Here is a 19611-nt window from a genome sequence, read left to right as displayed (position 1 = left end):
TCGCCTTCCGCAGTCAGGGAACACACGGCCAGGGAACACATAGTCAGAGAACACAACTGTGCCCCGGCAACACAGTGGTCGCCAGGGCACAGTCATCCCTCGTACCGAGTCAGCCCTCGTACCGAGTCAGCCGATACCCAGTTCACGCAGACGCGCCTTGTACAGTTCGACGTTGCCGAGTTTGACGTCCTCGTAACCACGAACCAGGTCAGGCAGGGCGGCGATGTCCACGGCGCGGTCGTAACCGTCGACACCCAAAGCTCGGGACAGATCCGCGACGATGGTCTCGTACTGTTCGAGCAGTTCACGCTCGACCTTACGGACGTGCATGTAGCCGAACGGATCGAGCTTGGTACCGCGGAGCTTCTTGCCCTTGGCCAGAACCTTCAGCGCCACATGCGACTTGGGTCCGAGACCGATCTTCTTCTTGCGTCCCATCACCTTGAGAATCGGCGGATGCAGTTTGTAGGTCAGGTTCTCACCCGCAGGCACCTGAGACTTGACGTCTTCGATGAAAGCGGGATCGACCAGCATGCGAGCAACTTCGTACTCGTCCTTGTACGCGGTGAACTTGAACAGGCCGCGGGCGACCGCTTCACTGAAGTCGGTGCGCTCGGTTGCGGCACGCTCGGCGGTCCAGACTGCCTGGACCTGGTCGATGTAGCGCGCAGCGATCTTGACGGACTGGAACTCGATCAACTGCGCGGCACGCAGTTCCACCAGTCGCAGAGTTTCACCGGTCAAGGTGGTCCCGGCGAACATGTGTGCCGGTGCCACGAGCGGTGTGCGGACGGACTTGGCAGGCGTCGTGACTGCCTCGAATGCAATCGTGTCGGCAATCGCCGCGCGTCCCCAACGGAATGCGGCGATATTTGCTTCCACGGCAACACCGTTGATGCCGATCGCCTCTTCGATGGACTCAGCCGGCAGACGGAGTCCCCCGCTTTGGTACGCCGCACCGATCAGCAGGAAGTTGGCTGCGGCAGTGTTGCCGAACAGCTCCTGTGCCGCCGCAAGGGCGTCGAAGGAGCGCAGGGTACGCGAAACTTGGTCGAGGCGGGCGAGGAGTGAAGTCTCCTCGGGGTAGCGAACAGCCTTGTCGTAGACCATGTCTCCGGTCGGTGTCTGCGACGTCGACGCGATGGAGACCGTCTTCTCGGAGTTGCCGTAGTCGAGGTTCTTGTTGTCGGTCGCGGTCAACAGGTCGAAGGCAACGATGCAATCGGCACTGCCCGGAGTGAGCCGGTTGGACGGCTCGAGCGTTCCCGCACTGAAACGCAGATGCGAGACAACGGGTCCGGCCTTCTGACTGAGACCGATCTGATCCAGACTCTCGACCTCGAGGCCGGCGCGCAGTGCTGCGGTAGCGAGCACCTGGTTGACGGTGACGATGCCGGTGCCGCCGATACCCGCGAGGAAGACATTCTGGGTTGTGGTGAGCGGACCGAGATCAGGATCTGCGACAACGGGCGGGACGGGACGAGCGGCCTTGGGAGCCTTCTTGCCTGGAACCAGTTCGACGGTGACAAACGAAGGGCAATCGCCGTCCATGCAGGTGTAGTCGGTATTGCACGACGTCTGGTCGATCTTCGTCTTGCGGCCGTATTCGGTGTCCACCGGCTGAACCGACAGGCAATTCGACTTCACACCGCAGTCACCGCAGCCTTCGCACACTGCCTCGTTGATGACGACGCGGGTGTTACGGGTGGGCAGTGTGCCACGCTTACGCTGACGACGAGCGTCGGCCGCACAGTGCTGGTCGTAGATCAGGACTGTGACGCCCTTGATCTCACGAAGCTCCTTCTGAGCTTCGTCAAGGCGATCACGGTGCCAGAGTTTGGTGCCCTTCGCCAGGGCGCGCTTGCTGTGCCGGCCCGGTTCGTCAGCGCAGATGATGATCTGCTTGACGCCCTCGGTGGTCAGCTTGTGGGTGAGCTGCGCTACGGAGAGGGCACCTTCCGCGTCCTGTGCACCGGTCATCGCCACTACCTCGTTGTAGAGCAACTTGTAGGTGATGTTCACGCCTGCAGCGATGCACGCCTGGACAGCCAACTGACCGGAGTGAAAGAAGGTGCCGTCGCCGATGTTCTGGAACAGGTGAGGCACGTCGGTGAACGGTGCCTGCCCGATCCACTGGCTGCCCTCGCCGCCCATCTGCGTCAAACCGGTGACAGCACTGTCCTCACGGCCGGACATGGTGACGAGTGTGTGGCAACCGATTCCGCCGCCGCCGATGGAACCCTCGGGGATAGCGGTGGAACGATTATGGGGGCACCCACTGCAGAAGTATGCGGTTCGCTTGGCGGACAGCACGTTCAGCGACAGCGGGGCCGGGAGGGTGCGCTTGAGTTCGACGTGCGGCTTCAACACGCGCCGAAGCGGGGCCAGCAACCGACCTGCGGTGAGCTCGCCGCTCGCAGGCATCAGGAGTCGTCCCTGGCCGTCGCGCTTGCCGATAATGCGAGGAGCATCTTCGATTCCGTAGAGGATCTCTCGAACCTGAGCCTCGATGAAGGCCGTCTTGTCCTCGACCACGATGATCTGCTCGAGCCCAGTTGCGAACTCACGCACCGACTCCCCCACCACCGGGTACGGCATACCGATACGGAGCAGGCGAATTCCTGCACGGTGCAGGGCCGCGTCGTCGACACCCAGATCTGTCAGGGCCTGACGGACGGAGTCGAAAGTGGTTCCGGTAGCCGCAATTCCGATCTTGGCGCCGGACGGATCAACCTCGATCACATCAAGCTTGTTCGCGGCGCCGTAGGCGTGCACCAGATCCCACCGGGGTCCGTACAGGTCGGCCTCGGCGATGACGCTGTCCGGCGGCGCCGCCATCTGGCGCTGCTTGTAGACAAACGGCTTGCCCTCGAACTGCACTTCCGGAACCACGATGTCGAAGTCAGCGATGCTGCCGTCAACCGCCCAGGCACCGTCGGCGACGTCGGCAACGATCTTCAGAGCCACAACACAACCGGACACACGCGAGAGTGCAACAGCGTGCATGCCCATCGTGATGATCTCTTCGGCGTTGCGTGGGAACAGAACCGGCACGCCCATCGCGGCGAGCGAGCGTTCACTGACGGCAGGAACGGTGGAGGACTTCGACGCCGGGTCGTCGCCCACCAGCAGGACGACGCCGCCCCGGGGATTGACGCCGTACATGTTCGCGTGACGGATGGTGTCGGTCGCACGGTCGACGCCTGGCCCCTTGCCGTACCAGATGCCGGTCACACCGTCGTGTGTTGCAGTGCCGGCAGGTAAATCCGTCTGGCTACCCCACACCGCGGTGGCCGCAAGTTCCTCGTTGAAGCCGGGAATGAACGTGATGTCGTGCTCGGCCAGCACCTTGGGCATCCCGTGGAGCATCTTGTCCACGCCGCCGAGGGGACTCCCTTGATATCCGGAGACAAAGGTGGCGATCCGCTTGCCTGCGCGAATGTCGCGGACATGCTGTTCTACGAAGCCGCGGGCAATTGCCTGAACACCGGTCAGCAGCACCGGACCCGATCCCGACCGGTATCGATCGTCGAGGTCATAGGGCTTGGTCTGGGCTACGCCCGACACCAGTTCAGTCATCGTGACCACCGTTCCTGTCTTCAGCACATTTCGTTCTGTTCAGGTGATCGTTATCGAGGTATGAGAAAGCGTCAACAGAGGGGCCTTGAACTATTCATTACGATCATCAAGTGAGCTGGATCACCCCGGTTAGTTCATCGAATCGGTCAGCTGGAGACAGGTTCGTGACGACCGCGGAAATCAAGTGCGAAATTCCCCTTGACCTTGACGCTACGTCAACTTACATACTGGACATACAGCGTCGCCGATAGAGCAAGGAGTGAACAACAGTGTCCGAATGGTCCATCCAGGAGCTTGCCAAGGCTGCGGGAACCACCAGCAGAACCCTGCGTCACTACGGCGATGTGGGATTGCTGAAACCCCATCGAACCGGGGCAGGCGGATACCGCTTCTACGACAACACCGCACTGATTCGGCTGCAGCGAATCCTCCTGTTGCGTGAGCTCGGCCTGGGCCTGCCGGCCATAGCGGAGATCCTGGGCGGCGAACGAGACACGGCAACTGCCTTGCACACGCACCTCGAATTACTCGAGCAAGAACGCGCCCGGATCGACCGTCAGATCGAGTCGGTGACAACAACATTGAGAAAAACCGAGAAAGGACTACCGCTCATGCCCGAAGAGGTATTCGACGGTTTCGACCACGCACACTACAAGGACGAGGTGATCGAACGCTGGGGCTCCGACGCATACACCAGCGGCGACGCGTGGTGGCGCTCGAAATCCGAGCAGGACAAGAAGTCTCACCTGAACACCCACAAGGAGATCGCCGCAGCCTTCGGCAAAGCCGCAGCAGACGGACTCGGTCCCGAATCAGAGACTGTCCAGGAGATCACCCACCGCCAGTTCGCCTGGGTCGAAACCGGTTGGCAGGGAAAGGCTCCCAGCGCCGACGCATTTATCGGACTCGGGCGGATGTACGTCGACGATCCACGATTCCGCGCCAACTACGACATCTATGGTCCGGGTACGGCAGAACTGATCCGAGACGCAATGGCCGTGTATGCGGAGACCAATCTACGGTGAGGACCGTTGGCGCTCCGGCTCTACGTCAAGCAAGGAGAGTCGGTGCGCCGCGGCAACTGCCTCGTCCCGCGAATGTACACCGAGCTTTCTGTACAACCGTCGAACGTGACTCTTCATCGTATTCTGGGTGACAAACAGCTTCCGGGCGATATCGGCGATGGGAAGTCCGTCCGACAATCCGCGGAGCACTTCTGCTTCACGCCTGCTCAGGACAAGACGTTCGATCGTGGCGGGGTAAATCTCTACTGCCTCGGATTCGAGAAAGGCGACAACAGAGGGCTCACGTGATTGTGCGCGCGATTCGAGATCCTCGATCACTCGTCGTGGAATGGTCGAGAATGCGGACAGGGCACCCGTTTGTTCGACCAATTCGCAAGCCCTGGACCAGGAATCGACAGCATCCGACCACTCACCCACGCTGTGATATGCCGCAGCCTCGACCAGTGTCGCCTCGACGCGAACTCTCGGGTAGAAATCTGCGCTCCAGTCGATTTCCCGGCACATACGCAAAGCACGTTCAGGATTCCCGGTCAGCAGGTACGCACGGGCCGCCGAGACCTGAACGATCGGCATGCGGCTCCCGAGAACTGCAGCCTCGTCGGTTGCCTTGCCACCTTCGCCGGCCGCCAGGAGTAGATCGATGCGCGCGGCGCTCAGGAATGCGGCGCCGCTCGACGCGTCGCAGGTGACCGGCGATTCGTTTGCGGCGCCGGCACGTTGAAGAGTAACCAGCCCCGTGAAGGGATCTCGCCTGGCCAATGACCACCGCGTCCGGGCATACGCTCCGAAGGCCCATACGTCGCCGGCCGGTGAGATACCGTCGAGAACCTCGACGGCTGCTGCTGCCGCGGCAAAATCCAACGTATCCAACGCAACCAGGACCCGGGCTATTGCGCCGCCGATGTGGGACGGTGGGCCCAACCATCCTGCGACGTCAGGAAAGTCGCCTTCCACGCGAAGCCACTGCGACGCCTCCAAAAGGTTTCCTCGCAGAGCGGCATCGAGCGCAGCGTTGCCGGCTGAATGTCGAGAGACAAATCGTGGACCGTGTTCGAGTGAATCCCGGTACGCGATAGCCAGCTGCGTTGCGGCATCGTCGACACTGCCGACAAGTTGAAATGCCACACCCCAGATCAGGCGCAGAGCCGGCAGCTGACTCCTGAAGTCGCCGATCTGGGCAACGCTCAGGTTGTCCGCGATACGGACCAGATTCCGGGCGACGTCGGCCGATCGGCGGTACTCACCCGATGCGCGCAGCACAACGATTTGAACGGTTCCGCTGTTGAGTCGGACCAGAGCGTCGGTCGCCGCGTCGACGTCCACAAATTCCGAAGCCGCCGCGCCACGCGAACCGTAATCACTCGACGGTGTACGCAACCGCAACTCCAGCATGTCGCGCCCGACCCGCATGGAATGGTTTGCCCCCATGATCTCGGCAGGCATGGACCACATGGCTTTTCGGAGCAAGCCCGCGTGATCCACCAGGAGATCAGCCCAATGCCGGTTGAGAATGTCGGCGACTTCGGCCCATGCCTGCGCGTCGATTGCGTAATGGACCGCGCCCGCGATATCGGAGCGCTCGAGGCAATACCGGGAGAGCAGGAGCAAACGTTCACCGGACGCACCGCCTGCCTCGTCGTCGATCCTCATCAGCGCGTCACGAACCGCGGGAGCGCAGTGCCAGTGGGGCAGTTGCCGGTCGTGAAACAACACACCCGTCGATTCGAGTCGATTCAACAGCGGGACGACGTCGATCCCAGGGGCCAACAACTGCGCTATCTCCACGGTAACCGTCCGCGCCGGCGCGAGCTGCCGAGTGAATCTCGCCAACTCGGAATTCTCGGCCCCTGGCGGAACCTGACGCTTGGTGTACCCGTAGAGAGCCAGATCAATTCGTTGCCGAATCATTTCGCGGCTGCGAGAGCGCTCCGGAAGTCCGTTCACGACTTCCACGGCCAGCTTCATCAGTGCGGGCACACCCGCCAGCCGCTGACAGATCGAGTGAACATCATTGGAAGGCAGGACAATGCCGGCACCGGAAAACAAGGTCACTGCTTCGTCGGGCGTGAACCGCAAATCGTCCACCGAGAGGTACTCGTCGATGGGAACGTTGTCGAGGACTTCAACGGATGCTCGATCTTGCAGTGTGACAATTATTTTCAATCCCGGCACTTCGTCGATCAAGGCAGTCAGCCGCTCGCCGAGGCCGTCCCCCTCGATCAGATCGACGCGGTTGAACACCACCACGAACGGCACAGTCGACGCCGCAAGATACTCACGCATCTCGCGTTCCGGGTGCTGGTGATCAGCTGCAAGCCGCGGAACTGCCTCGCAGGAATCCTGGATTACGGTCAGTGCCCTGTCCCAGTAGTCGACGTGGTTGGTGCGCGCATCCGGCGCCGGCACCCACACCACCGGCCGGTTCGGCAATGGCGCCGGAGCCGACAACCACAACCCGGCGAGAGCGGTTTTACCGAATCCACGGGGAGCGTCGAGAACAGTCAATCCCGAGGGCGATTGCATGAGCTTGACCAGTCGAGCGCGGGGGGTCGACGACGTGGCGCCCAACAACCTGCGACGCACGGAGACTCGGCTTCTGTTCTTGCGGTCCATCGGACCTGACTTCGATCCGGACACTACGCGACACCTACTGCGGGCGCGCCCCGAAGCCGGGAGACAAACCCCTGGCCGGAGCAGAAAATCCACACAGATCGACTCACGGTATCGACCATAGGTGCATGTTCACCGCAAAGCGAGTACACACCGTCTCCACTTGATGACCGTTTCGTCTCATCGTGTGCCGTCGATCACTTTCGGTATTATTTTCACGAAAAGACCCTTTGACCAGGTGTCTTTCGCATAGCATCCCGGCGTGCCGATGAATGACCCCCGGATTGACGTATCCACGGAATTCGTGGACGCGGCGGACCGTGACGACTACTGGCGCGCAGCTACTCGGCCCTTCTATGTCACCGAACGCTCGAGTCGAGACGCCCCACTCCACGGAACGATGTTCGGGTCTGCCACCGGTACGTCACTCATCGGCGAGACCACCTTCAGCAGCCAGAACTACGTGCGCAACCGTCGGCTGATCACGGAAAGCGAACTCGACGATCACTACTTGGTCCAGGGGTGGACAGCCGGCGCGATGAGCGGTGACGCAGACGGTGTCGACTTCCTCGTCCAGCCCCACGAGGTGTCATTCATCGATTTAGGGAAACCGCTTCGAGCGAGCGTCCGGACGCACCCGCGGCGCACTGCCCGCGCGATCAGTCTGGTTGTGCCCCGTTCACTGGTCGAGGCCCCATCACACGGCCGCTCCCTGCACGGCACCGTCTTGACAGGCGTGCCTGCAGTGGTTTTCTCACAGTGCTTGCAGTCGATATCGGAGGCACTCCCACACCTCGACTTCGCTGCGGCGGCGCAGTACGAAGACGTTGTCGAATCGCTGCTGAAAGCCACCGTGGGGCAGGTTGCACCCGAGCGCTCATTTCGGGCACCTCCCGAGGATCTTCGAGCGCGTGCACTGACCTACATTCTCGATCATCTCGGCGAGAGTTGGCTCAGCCCCACAACGATCTGCGTCGCGCTGGCAGTCTCCCGGGCGCAGCTCTACCGCGCGTTCAACGACGACGGCGGGATAGCGCAAGTGATCCGCCGGAAACGACTCGAGCATGCGTACCGCGAACTCACCACATCGGATTCCGAGAACATGTCCGTCGAAGAGATCTCGCGGCGTTGGGGATTCACGTCCAAGCCGCAGTTCGTGCGGGCTTTCGACGCTTTCTACGGCACCACTCCGAGCCGGGTACGGCTCGAAGGACGGCGCACTATCGGCAATCCGTCGATCAACCGCCTTCACCACCACTTGACCACGTTGTCTGCTGAAACCTCGTTGTCTACTGAAACTGCTTGAGAGCCCTGATCTTGTTCATCACGTCGAGGGCCGCGACCTTGTACGCCTCGGACAGGGTCGGGTAGTTGAAGACGGCGTCCACGAGATACTCGACGGTGCCGCCGCAGCCCATGACCGCTTGCCCGATGTGAACGAGATCCGTTGCACCCGAACCGAAAATATGAACACCGAGAAGCTTGAGATCGTCCGTGGAGACGAGAATTTTCAGCATTCCGTACGTATCGCCGGCAATCTGTCCGCGGGCAAGTTCGCGGTAGCGGGACACCCCTACCTCGTACGGCACCGACTCCTTGGTCAGGTCCACTTCCGTGGCACCGACGTACGACACTTCGGGAATCGAATAGATACCGATCGGCTGCAAATCCATCAACTTCGCGCCAGGTTCGTCAAACGCGTGATAGGCCGCCAGTCGCCCCTGATCCATGGATGTGGCTGCCAGAGCCGGGAATCCGATGACATCACCCACTGCGTAGATGTGTTCGATCTTGGTGCGGAAGTTCTCGTCCACGTAAATTCGCCCACGATCGTCAGCTTCGAGTCCGGCATTCTCGAGTGCCAGCGGAGCTGTGAGACCCTGGCGTCCAGCCGAATACATGACGGTCTCGGCCGGGATCTGCTTGCCACTGCCGAGTGTTGTGAGCGTTCCGTTGGCACCGACGTCGACAGCCGTCACTTCCTCGCCGAATCTAAACGTCACCGCCAGATCCCGAAGATGGTATCGGAGCGATTCGATGATCTCCGGGTCACAGAAATCCAGCATCGACGCTCTCTTCTCGACAACGGTGACCTTCGTTCCCAGCGCCGCGAACATCGACGCGTACTCGATGCCGATAACCCCCGCGCCGACCACGACCATGGTGCCCGGAATGGATGTGAGATCGAGGATGCCGTCGGAATCGAGGACTCGGTGACCGTCGAACGAAACCCCGGTCGGGCGCGCGGGCAATGTGCCGGTGGCGATCACGACAAAATTCGCGGTGATGGTCATCTTGTCGCCGCGTGAGGAATCCTCGACCAGGATCGTGTGCTCGTCGACAAACGATCCGACCCCGACGAGCAGTTCGACGCGGTTACGGAGGAGTTGTGATCTCACCACTTCGATTTCTTTGGTGATCACGTGTTGGGTTCGGGCCAACAGGTCTGCGGGCGTGATGTTTCCCTTCACCCGATAACTGGCGCCGTACAGCTCTCGCTGATTCATGCCGGTGAGATAGAGAACCGCCTCGCGCAGCGTCTTCGACGGGATGGTCCCGGTATTGACGCACACTCCCCCGAGCATGTTGCCTTTCTCCACCATCGCCACCCGTTTGCCCAGCTTGGCGGCCGCGATGGCTGCCTTCTGCCCGCCAGGACCTGAGCCGATGACAACCAAGTCGTATTCCGTCGAATCAGTCATCGTTCAGAAGTACCGTGCACACGCGTCGGCCAGGTGGCGGTCGTGTCAATACTCCGTGAACGATCCACCTGATCGAGGAGTCACCATAAATATTGTGAACCATTTAGTTGTGCACAACCAAACTGTGCGCTACAGTCTTTCTTGTGACCAACCCGCTCGCCCTCGAACACCAGCTCTGCTTCGCCCTTTACTCGGCGTCGCGAGCAACTACGGCCGCTTACCGAACCATGTTGGAGGACTTGGGGATTACCTATCCCCAGTATCTGGTCCTGCTGACACTCTGGGAACGTGACGGCCGCGGGGTTCGGGATATCTGCGACGCACTCGATCTCGACACGGGCACCCTCTCGCCGCTACTCAAGCGACTCGAAAGCTCAGGACTCATCGAGCGCCGACGCCTGACCAGCGACGAGCGCCGCGTCGAGATCCATCTGACCGAGAGTGGCGTGTCACTGCGCAGCAAGGCAGAGGAGATACCCCGCACGCTTGCCGAGTCGACGGGACTTGATCTCGAAGAACTGGTGAAACTCCGGGAAGTCCTCGTCCGACTAGGCACGAACCTTCAAACATCCAACGCTGTCGACGGAAAGAAGAAGCCATGAACATCGTGTACACCGCAGAAGCACTGGCCACCGGCGAAGGTCGCAACGGCCACGCCCGCACCTCCGACGGACGCCTCGATCTCGGCCTGGCCATCCCGAAGGAAATGGGCGGCAGCGGCGACGGCACCAATCCCGAGCAGCTTTTTGCCGCCGGTTATGCGGCGTGCTTCCACTCTGCACTGCAGATGGTTGCCCGAGCCGAGAAGGCCAATGTCGCAGATTCTGCGGTGGGCGCACGCGTCGGCATCGGCCCGAACGACGCCGGCGGCTTCGGACTTGCTGTGACACTTGAAGTTTCACTCCCACATTTGCCCCATGAACAGGCCGTCGAGCTGACGGAGAAGGCGCACCAGGTGTGCCCGTACTCCAACGCAACTCGCGGCAACATCGAGGTCACCCTCGAAGTAAGTAAGGACGATTAATGAGCTCCACCCCCACAATCAGCCGCGAGATCCATCTGGCGTCCAGGCCTAACGGCTGGCCGACCCCCGAGAACTTCTCGACGGTCGAAGTCACGCTTCCCGAACTCGAAGACGGCCAGATCCTGGTGCGCAACATCGCAATCTCGGTCGACCCGTACATGCGTGGACGGATGAACGACGTGAAGTCGTATCTGCCGCCCTTCCAGATCGGCGCAGCGCTCGACGGTGGTGCAGTCGGTGAGGTTATCGCCTCGAAGGCCGCCGATCGGGCGGTCGGAGACGTTGTTGTCCACGGCCTCGGCTGGCGTGAGTACGCGATTCTCGACGGGGCAGCGGCAACTCCCGCTGACACGTCCATTGCGCCGGCCACGGCCTACCTCGGTGCGCTCGGCATGACGGGCTTGACCGCGTACGCGGGTCTGACCGCTGTTGCCGAGTTCAAAGAAGGTGACACCGTATTCGTCTCCGGCGCAGCAGGAGCCGTCGGATCACTGGTCGGCCAGATCGCAAAGCTCCTGGGTGCCAAGCGTGTGATCGGCAGCGCGGGTTCTCCGGCCAAGGTTGCTCGTCTCCTCGAACTCGGCTTCGATGCCGCGTTCGACTACCACGACGGACCGGTCACCGAACTTCTTGCTGCTGCGGCGCCCGACGGTATCGACGTCTACTTCGACAACGTCGGCGGTGAGCACCTCGAGGCTGCGATCGACGCTATGAACTCCGGCGGACGAATCGCCATGTGCGGAGCCATCGCTCAGTACAACACCACTGAAAAGCCCACTGCCCCGCGCAACTTGGCGGCAGCGATCGGCAAGCAGCTCACATTGCGCGGATTCCTGGTTGGCGGCTACCGCCATCTTGGCCCCGAATTCCGCACCCACATGGCGGGGTGGCTCGCCGACAACAAGATCGCGTGGGACGAGACCATTGTCGAAGGTCTCGACAATGCCCCGCAGGCGTTCATCGATCTGATGCGCGGCGCGAACACCGGCAAGATGGTTGTCACGCTCTGATCGAAGTACCACTGCTGCAATAGCCTGACCAACAGCGACGGCCGCGAACCTTTGGGTTCGCGGCCGTCGCTTTGCGCTCGGTCACCTCGACCGCCGACGTGGTGGACATTCGTCCAAGTGGCATCGAATCCCGACATGATGTACAAAGTTGGAGCGGTCATTTTGTGGTTCGCCTCACATTTGACCGACAATGATGGAGACACCTAGAACGTGCCTTAAGCAACAGGGCCTTCCGGGCCGGACCTTGTCACAGGTCCGGAACGCAGATGGAAAGGGCCTGATCTTGCTGTTCCCGACACTCCCGACCAGCCGTGCCTTGCGGGTCGACCGACACCGCCTGATCGAACGACACCGCCTGATCGAACGACTCCGCCTGATCGTCGACCCAACCCCTGAACGGGCAACACCATCCGAGTGCTGATGTGCACCGCGCCGATGAACTCGGCACCTCGAACAGACCGTCGGATTACAAGGACACAATCATGGACCACCGCAGGATCATGGACCACCGCACGCCCGATCAGGACCCCACCCCGCCAGAACCGCAGAATTCACGGTTCCGATCGACCTCGTTCATCGCACTCGGGTCGGCAGTGCCCGCTTCGGCGCCCGCCCTCGCACTGACCGGATCTATCGCTCTCTGCGCACTCGTCGCTGTACTCGTCGTCGTATGTATCGGTTTTGCTGCGCTCGTCATCTAATGCTCATCGCGGAAATTCCTCCAGTACATACGAATTCGAAGCACTACAAAGGAAATTCACACATGACCACATCGCCGTCACCAGCCATTCCTCGGCACCCCGCGCCCAGTGGCGCGATGAGTACCGAGGAGATCAAGGCCCGTATCGAGGTTATGTTTGCCGACCGACCGGCGGACAAATCCCGCACAAGGTAGGTAATCGGCACAGAACCTCAGATTCCGAACGACACCCCGGTCAACTTCTCCGACAAGGTCCACAGGCCTGCAGCGGTCTCGGTATCGTGCGATTTCTTGTTCGAGCCAACCACTTTCGGATATCCACGCTGCTCGAACGGGCCGCCTGGGCCGATATAGCTACCGCCGAACGCATCGGGAGCAGTTGCTGCATACAGTTCCGGCAATGCGCCCATCTCCGCTGACTGAGCGATAATCCGGTTGCCGATGCCCATGATCTTGTCGAAAACGGACTCGGTGTGCCCCTGCAGGTTTGTCGACGCATATCCCGGATGGGACGCCAACGCCTTGAGCGGAGAACCGGACGCAGCCAACCGTCGTTGAAGTTCGTACGTGAACAGCAGATTAGCGAGTTTGGACTGCCCGTATGCCAGCCAGCGGTTGTATCTGCGGCGCTCGAAGTTGAGATCGTCAAGGTCGACTGTTCCGAGTTGGTGCAGCGCACTCGACATCGTCACTACCCGGTCCGTCAGCTTGTCCTTCAGCAAGCCCGTGAGCGCAAAATGCCCGAGATGATTTGTGCCGATCTGCATTTCGAAACCGTCGACCGTCCGGCGAAACGGTATCGCCATCACACCCGCGTTGTTCACCAGAACGTCGATGGTCTCGGTGGCATCGGCAAATGCCCGCACCGACGCCAGATCAGCAAGATCGAGTTGGCGAACAACGGCATTGGAGCCGATCTCCGCCGCAATGGGTTCAGCCTTCGAAGTATCGCGGCACGCAAGTACGACGGTGGCACCCGCTTTACCCAATGCTCGTGCAACTACCTCCCCCAACCCACTGTTGGCCCCGGTCACCACAAACGTTCGGCCGGTCTGATCGACAACGTCTTCTGCAGTCCACTTGGTCATGAAATCCAGGGTACGTGTGTTACCCGTCAGTAGGCAGTGCTGATTCGGAAGTTCCCCGCTTCCGTTTCGCTCGGATCGGCTTGGCCCCGGGAACCGGTGCCGTCGGCGCCGAACCGGGAGTGCTCAGCGCATCGCCTTCCCGCTGCTCGGCTGCGATCCGCCCGTAGACAAAATGCTGCTGCGTAAATGTCCAGCAGTTGTTGCTCACGAAGTAAATCAGGATGGCGATCGGTGCAAACGCACCGAAGGCGATCACGCCGACCGGAAACACCCACAGCGCGAGTTTGTTCATGATCGCGGTCTGCGGGTTGACTGTCCCGGTGTCCACCTGGCGCGCAATCGATGCTCGCGACGTGAAGTGCGTCGCCACCGCGGCAAAGATCATCAGCGGAACTGCGACGAGGACTATGGACAGCCTCGTGACATCGCCGAACGCCTCCAACTGCGCGGCCGGACTCGAGATCATCGCCGAGAGCGGGGCACCGAACAGCTTTGCGTCGAGAAACGACTGCACATCCGAAGCGCTGAAGAAGTAGTTCGCCGTGTTCGCATTGTCGGCGATGGACATAGGTTCGGTGGGGCTGAGAAATGGAACGTGGGTAGCTGCTCCGGTCCGATTGAACGAGCGAAGTACGTGGTAGAGACCGATGAACACCGGCGCTTGGATCAGCATCGGCAGACATCCGAGCAGCGGACTGTAATTGTGTTCTTTCTGGAGTTTTGCCATCTCCGCAGCAAGTTTCTGATTGTCGCCGGCGTGCTTCTTCTGCAATGCCTTGATCTGCGGTTGCAGTTTCTGCATCACCAACTGCGTGCGGACCTGTTTGACGAAGGGTTTGAAAAGAACCGCCCTGAGTGTGAAGACGAGAAACACCACGGACAGCGCCCAGACCACGCCGTTGTCGGGGGCTCCCGAGATCAGGGAGAAGGCCTTGTGCCAGAACCACAAGATTGCGGACACGGGGTAATAGATGAAATCGAGCATGATGAATGAACCTCACCAAGAGGCACGCTCGCGGCAGAATGCGAGCGCGGGAATGGTCGTGGACTGAGTTTCTCAGACCGACCTACGACGGGTTTGTCACCCGAACAGCGTCGGCCTACAGACCGATTCCCGGCGCTCTTGGTTGCGGACGGCCAGGGGCGTCCGGGCTACTCTGCCTGCGGAAAGAGCCACGCAGACAACGCTCGTCACGGGATGGACCACGTGAGGACAACGAAACCAGTTGAAGCAGTTCGCCGCGCGGCGACGTCGCCAGCGCGGCAACAACAAACACCGCAATCGCAGTTCCCAGAACCGCTGCACTGCTTGAAGACCCGAGCGGTGGAGTGGCGAGCATCGCAATGAACGGCAGCAGAAGCAGTAACAACGATCGCGTCGCCGTTCCCTGCCTGTTCATGGATTCGAAGATACACCGTCGTCGGCGCTCACCCGACAAGTTGTGTATCCGAATCGGAAAGCACTTCCGTCAACAGTTGCCCGAACAGTTCGCCGTCGTCGATCAGCCAGTTGTGATTGCCACGGACTTCGCGCACTTCGGGATCGACCAGGGCCGTGCGAATCGCGTCGAAGCTTGCGCGCGGGATCACCTGATCGCCGATGCTCCACAGCATCGACACCGGCGTAGCACGTTCTGCCAGCGTTTCGAATACGGCGATGAGATCGGCCGTCCTTGCGAGGTTCGCCGTGCGCCACAACGAGCCACCGTTGCGCACGGCATTGGGAACTACCTCGTCCAAGAACAACTGCAGAGGTCCGCGGGCCGGAAACGTTGCAATGGCTTCAGCTATCGCCGAACCGCACCAATTCAACAGCGGCCGCTCGTGGATCGGATGCTCCCGCCCCGACGAGTGTGACCACGCACCACCACCTACCGAATTCACCAAGACCAGGCGCGACACCAGAGTTGGACGATCATGCGCCACCGCAGCGGCAACTCCGCCGCCGAACGAATGTCCCACGACGGTTACCGGGGTGCTCACACCGATCGAGTCGAGGAATCGACTCACCCACTTCGCGTAGCCGTCGAACGTTCGATCGCTCGGCTCGAGTTCTGCTGTACCGCCGAGCCCGGGAAGTGCGGGTGCAATAACGCGAACACCTCTCCGCAGTAGCGATTCAAAAGCCGCGGGGTAGGCGCGCGGCGACAATCCCCACCCGTGCAGGAAAACGACTACCTCGCCCGACCCGCCTACCCCGTAGTCCACACTTCGCGAGTCGACCACGGCTGTGCGCCATTCGATCGATGCGTCGGGGTTGGCGACGTTGGCAGGCATGTTCGGATCCAGTTCTCGTAGGTTGGTGCGTGGTGAGCACCTCTGACGACCTGGACCCTGCCGTACGTACGAGCGCACAGCGACGATCGAATTACCTGTATCGGTACCTGGTTTCCCGAAGGCATGTTGATGAACTGGTGTTTTCCACGGTGAGGACAGCGCAGAACCGGACGCCACCACCAGAAACCGTTCAGCCGGTTTCCGGTGGTGGCGTCGCCTCCCGGCGTCACGACCGATCTGCGGATCTCGCGGCGTCGTGCGATTCCTCTTCGTGCGCCTGAGAAACAACCCACGCCGCGATCTGCGCTCTGGAAGTGAATCCCAGTTTTGTCAGCACATGTTCCACGTGCCCCTGGGCCGTGCGGAGCGAGATGAAAAGGTGCTCTGCAATAACGCGATTAGTCAGGCCCTGAGCCACCAGTTCCGCGACTTGCAGTTCACGACGAGTAAGTCGAATTGCCTCGGTCGACGATGCAGCCGGGTCGCTGCGATGCTCGTCGCGCGCGTATGCGACGGCTTCGCCATCGGTCATCGCAGATCCCCTACGAAATTCCTTTCCGAAAGCATTGTCACCCAGAGCCTTTCGAGTGGACCCTGCAGCTTTGTCATGGTGGGGCAACAGCCTCGTAAATCCGGCCAACTGACCCCCGACCTTCTGCCAGTACATGCCCGCGGCACCAAGAAGAACCGCTGCATGCTTCCAATCACGTTGTGCTGCAGCAATCCAGGCCAACTGTTCTACACACCACGCCGAGTTCACCGCGATATCCGAAGTTCGCAGACTCCGTGCCACATAGTCACTTGCGCGGTCGAGGTCGCCTCGAAGCCAACAGATGAGCCCGAGGGTACACAACGCATGAGCCTGATACATCCCCTCGTGCAGCGGCCCGGTGATCGCCAAGGTTTCGTGATAGCACTCCTCGGCACGCTCGAGAGAACCGGCGAGCAGGTAAGCGAGCCCGACAGCATCCAAGGCGATTACCTTGTGTCGCAGATTGTCACCGAGCCGAAACATCGCCAGAGCAGATTCCAACTTCGCTGTCGCAGCGTCCATTTCGCCTTCGAACGTGTCGACCGACCCGTCTGCCCATTCGGCCAGGGCTCGCGAGCGTATGTCTCCCATAGCCTCGGCAAGGCGCCGACTTTCGTCGACCAACGTTCGTGCGCGCCCGAACTCGCCCTGCATCGCATGAACCACAGCGTCTATGGAGAGGACATCCACGCGATAGATGTCCAACTCTCCCTCGGAGACACTCAGGGTTCGATCCGCCCAATGCCGCGCCGAACCGACCAGGCCGCCTATCACCCATAGCTTGTACAACGCGGCCACCATCCGAGTCGCAGACCGCGCCTGACCTGGCGTCGAAATCGAATACTCCAGCGCGTCGTACACGTTGTGCCGTTCACGGCCCAACCGGACGATCCACTCGGCTTGCCTGCTGCTGATCCAGTCGCCATCCGCACGGACTGCAAGATCCTCGAAATAATCGCGATGCCGTCGACGCAGATCGAACTGTTCGCCCGTGGACTCCAACTTCTCGCGCCCGTACTCCCGAAGAAGATCGAGCAGGCGGTAACGAACGGTACTGTCGGTTTCCTCACGAATGAGGATGGACTTCTCAACCAACGCGGTGACGAGATCAAGCACCTCGGTCGAGCCCGAATCCTGCCCGCACACGGCTTCGGCAGCATCGAGATCGAACCCGCCCGAGAACACGGTCAGCTTTCCCCACAACCGCTGTTCTGCAGGGGAACACAGGTCGTAGCTCCAATCGATCGATAATCGGAGCGTCTGCTGACGGCTGGGGACGCCTCGTCCCCCAGAAGTGAGGAGGCTGTACCGATCCGAGAGCCTGCTCATGATCTGCTCCGCAGACATACCCCGAAGGCGGGCGGCTGCCAGTTCGATAGGCAACGGCAACCCGTCCAGATCCTGACAGATCCGGGCAACGGCATTCTTGTTCTCTTCTGTCAGCGCGAACCCCCGAATCACTGATGCTGCGCGTTCTGCGAACAACACAATGGATTCGTACTGAGCCAGCCCTTCGAAAGAGCTCGGGTCGCGTTGTGCTGGCGTCGAGAGCGAGGGAACGCGCATCGTGACCTCGCCGCCCATCCCCAGCGATTCACGGCTCGTCGCCAGAATCTTCACGCCCGCGCACCGACGCAGGATCGCCGCGCTAACCCCGGCAACGGCATCCACCAGGTGTTCGCAGCTGTCGAGCACCAGCAACAGATTCCGATCGGTGCAGTAGGTGATGACTGCCAGCAACGGATCCGACGACGAAACCGGACGGACCCCCAGAGTCGCGGCGACATAGTCCGCGAGCAGACCCGGATCCAACTGCTCACCCAGTTCCACCAACCACGCGCCGTCGCGGAACGCTCGCTGCACCGTACTCGCCAGACGAAGGGCAAGTCGCGTCTTACCCACGCCGCCGACGCCAGTCAACGTCAGCAGACGAGAGTCCTCGAACAACCTTCTGGCCTCGGATAACTCACGTCGGCGACCGACAAAACTGGTCAGCTCCTGGGGCAGGTTTCCGATCACACGCTGATCGGTCGCTCCCCGCGCCGCGGGTACCATCGCCCGTCTCACTTCCTTACTCGAACTGATTCAACGTTACCCTGTTCATTCACAAATGGGCCGGTTACGAATGGAGAGTCCGGCTCTTTCGAATCGCGCCTGCTACGTAGCCGTCACGTACCTGCAACACCGAGCTTCTACCCTGCTTCTACGCATACGGGTTCTACGCATAACGGTCCAGAAGGGAGTTCCCCATGCCACCGCGCCGTAGATCAGTGCTGCTGACGCAACTGGTGATCGATACTCCCGGGAGCCCGCAGCAAGCGATCCTCGACGAGCTGCGTCGCGTCATCCTCTCCGGATCGGCACCTCCCGGCACACCCATTCCGCTGGCCGAAGTCGCCGAGCGCTTCGGCGTCAGCCGAATCCCCGTCCGGGAATCACTCAAGACTCTGGTCGGCGAATCCCTGGTCGACCACCGTCACCAATTCGGCTACACCGTGGCGCAATTGACACCTGCAGAACTACGAGAGATGTACATAGTCCGCGAAACCCTGGAATCGGCCGCGCTCAGCATTGCCGTCGAACAGGCAACCGAGGACGACTACGCTCACGCCGTCGAGGTGAACTCGAGACTCGAAATCGCTCTGCGGTACGACGACTCACACTCCTACCACTGTGAAAGCCGAAACTTCCACCTCGCACTGACACGACCGTCCAAAATGCACCGACTGCTGCACATGTTCGAAGCCGCATGGAACATCACCGAACCGGTCCAACCGATGGTGCACGTAGCCGGAGTCGACCGAACCGTCCTTCATTCCGATCATGCCGCGATGCTCGACGCGTTCTTGCGACGAGACACGCAGGCGCTGCTGGCTGCATCCGAGATTCATCACAACCGACTCAACTCTGTAATCGCGACACTGCCGACCGACACCGGGCTCCTCGCCGAAAAAGATATACCGATCACGCAATAGCCGTGCAACACAGGCTGGATATCTTTCTCTCAACACAGTTTTCACCACTGACGCTGAGAGCGTGTGCACATTCCCCCTGCCTTCTGCCC

The 19611-nt window shown here is 60.9% G+C and carries 16 protein-coding genes; 8 read left to right on the top strand and 8 right to left on the bottom strand.

The window, feature by feature from the left end:
- Nucleotides 1–126 precede the first annotated feature (126 nt).
- Nucleotides 127–3579, bottom strand: a complete 3453-nt coding sequence (locus FFI94_RS05530) for an indolepyruvate ferredoxin oxidoreductase family protein (protein WP_138872103.1) — start codon at nucleotides 3577–3579, stop codon at nucleotides 127–129.
- A gap of 269 nt (nucleotides 3580–3848) precedes the next feature.
- Between FFI94_RS05530 and FFI94_RS05525 the strand changes: the two genes are divergently transcribed.
- Entirely contained in the window at nucleotides 3849–4604 is a 756-nt protein-coding gene (locus FFI94_RS05525; RefSeq protein WP_138872102.1) for a TipAS antibiotic-recognition domain-containing protein, read from the top strand.
- Here the strand turns inward: FFI94_RS05525 and FFI94_RS05520 are convergent.
- On the bottom strand, nucleotides 4596–7241 hold the full coding sequence (locus FFI94_RS05520) for a LuxR C-terminal-related transcriptional regulator (RefSeq protein ID WP_260683858.1): 2646 nt from the start codon (nucleotides 7239–7241) through the stop codon (nucleotides 4596–4598). The genes FFI94_RS05525 and FFI94_RS05520 overlap by 9 nt on opposite strands.
- 241 nt (nucleotides 7242–7482) lie before the next feature.
- Here FFI94_RS05520 and FFI94_RS05515 point away from each other — a divergent pair, with 241 nt between their 5' ends.
- Complete coding sequence (locus FFI94_RS05515; RefSeq protein ID WP_260684459.1) at nucleotides 7483–8520, top strand: helix-turn-helix domain-containing protein; 1038 nt, start codon at nucleotides 7483–7485, stop codon at nucleotides 8518–8520.
- On the opposite strand, the gene sthA is transcribed toward FFI94_RS05515, so the two are convergent.
- Nucleotides 8504–9916 (bottom strand): Si-specific NAD(P)(+) transhydrogenase, encoded by a 1413-nt coding sequence (gene sthA, locus FFI94_RS05510; protein ID WP_138872100.1) that lies wholly within the window; start codon nucleotides 9914–9916, stop codon nucleotides 8504–8506. The two genes, FFI94_RS05515 and sthA, sit on opposite strands and share 17 nt — an antisense overlap.
- Nucleotides 9917–10059: 143 nt before the next feature.
- Here sthA and FFI94_RS05505 point away from each other — a divergent pair, with 143 nt between their 5' ends.
- The 5 genes from FFI94_RS05505 (at nucleotide 10060) to FFI94_RS34130 (ending at nucleotide 12845) form a co-directional block, all read left to right on the top strand.
- Nucleotides 10060–10518, top strand: a complete 459-nt coding sequence (locus tag FFI94_RS05505; protein ID WP_138872099.1) for a MarR family winged helix-turn-helix transcriptional regulator — start codon at nucleotides 10060–10062, stop codon at nucleotides 10516–10518.
- The gene (locus tag FFI94_RS05500) at nucleotides 10515–10940 is read left to right on the top strand and encodes an organic hydroperoxide resistance protein (RefSeq protein ID WP_033234010.1); all 426 of its coding nucleotides are present in this window, start codon (nucleotides 10515–10517) and stop codon (nucleotides 10938–10940) included. The genes FFI94_RS05505 and FFI94_RS05500 overlap by 4 nt, the downstream gene beginning before the upstream one ends.
- On the top strand, nucleotides 10940–11950 hold the full coding sequence (locus FFI94_RS05495; protein ID WP_138872098.1) for an NADP-dependent oxidoreductase: 1011 nt from the start codon (nucleotides 10940–10942) through the stop codon (nucleotides 11948–11950). Before FFI94_RS05500 ends, FFI94_RS05495 begins: the two co-directional genes overlap by 1 nt.
- Nucleotides 11951–12432: 482 nt before the next feature.
- Nucleotides 12433–12651: a hypothetical protein gene (locus FFI94_RS05490; RefSeq protein WP_138872097.1), complete on the top strand. Its 219-nt coding sequence runs from the start codon at nucleotides 12433–12435 to the stop codon at nucleotides 12649–12651.
- Between the two features lie 62 nt (nucleotides 12652–12713).
- The gene (locus FFI94_RS34130) at nucleotides 12714–12845 is read left to right on the top strand and encodes a hypothetical protein (protein ID WP_260683857.1); all 132 of its coding nucleotides are present in this window, start codon (nucleotides 12714–12716) and stop codon (nucleotides 12843–12845) included.
- A 17-nt stretch (nucleotides 12846–12862) separates the two neighbouring features.
- Here the strand turns inward: FFI94_RS34130 and FFI94_RS05485 are convergent, their stop codons facing one another.
- The 5 genes from FFI94_RS05485 to FFI94_RS05465 form a co-directional block, all read right to left on the bottom strand.
- The gene (locus tag FFI94_RS05485; RefSeq protein ID WP_138872096.1) at nucleotides 12863–13738 is read right to left on the bottom strand and encodes an oxidoreductase; all 876 of its coding nucleotides are present in this window, start codon (nucleotides 13736–13738) and stop codon (nucleotides 12863–12865) included.
- Nucleotides 13739–13757: 19 nt separating this feature from the next.
- Nucleotides 13758–14723, bottom strand: coding sequence for a membrane protein insertase YidC (yidC, locus tag FFI94_RS05480; RefSeq protein WP_138872095.1), 966 nt, complete (start codon nucleotides 14721–14723; stop codon nucleotides 13758–13760).
- Nucleotides 14724–14838: 115 nt separating this feature from the next.
- Nucleotides 14839–15138 (bottom strand): DUF6412 domain-containing protein, encoded by a 300-nt coding sequence (locus FFI94_RS05475; protein WP_138872094.1) that lies wholly within the window; start codon nucleotides 15136–15138, stop codon nucleotides 14839–14841.
- Between the two features lie 28 nt (nucleotides 15139–15166).
- Nucleotides 15167–16015, bottom strand: coding sequence for an alpha/beta fold hydrolase (locus FFI94_RS05470; protein ID WP_138872093.1), 849 nt, complete (start codon nucleotides 16013–16015; stop codon nucleotides 15167–15169).
- A 226-nt stretch (nucleotides 16016–16241) separates the two neighbouring features.
- A complete protein-coding gene (locus tag FFI94_RS05465) occupies nucleotides 16242–18614 on the bottom strand; it encodes a LuxR C-terminal-related transcriptional regulator (RefSeq protein WP_260683855.1) in 2373 nt (790 codons plus the stop codon).
- Nucleotides 18615–18796: 182 nt separating this feature from the next.
- Here FFI94_RS05465 and FFI94_RS05460 point away from each other — a divergent pair, with 182 nt between their 5' ends.
- A complete protein-coding gene (locus tag FFI94_RS05460; RefSeq protein ID WP_138872092.1) occupies nucleotides 18797–19522 on the top strand; it encodes a GntR family transcriptional regulator in 726 nt (241 codons plus the stop codon).
- Nucleotides 19523–19611: the final 89 nt, after the last annotated feature.

Source organism: Rhodococcus sp. KBS0724 (assembly GCF_005938745.2).
Lineage (GTDB): Bacteria > Actinomycetota > Actinomycetes > Mycobacteriales > Mycobacteriaceae > Rhodococcus_F.
Note: the sequence above shows the minus strand (reverse complement) of the source record. Positions and strands in the feature narration are given on the sequence as shown.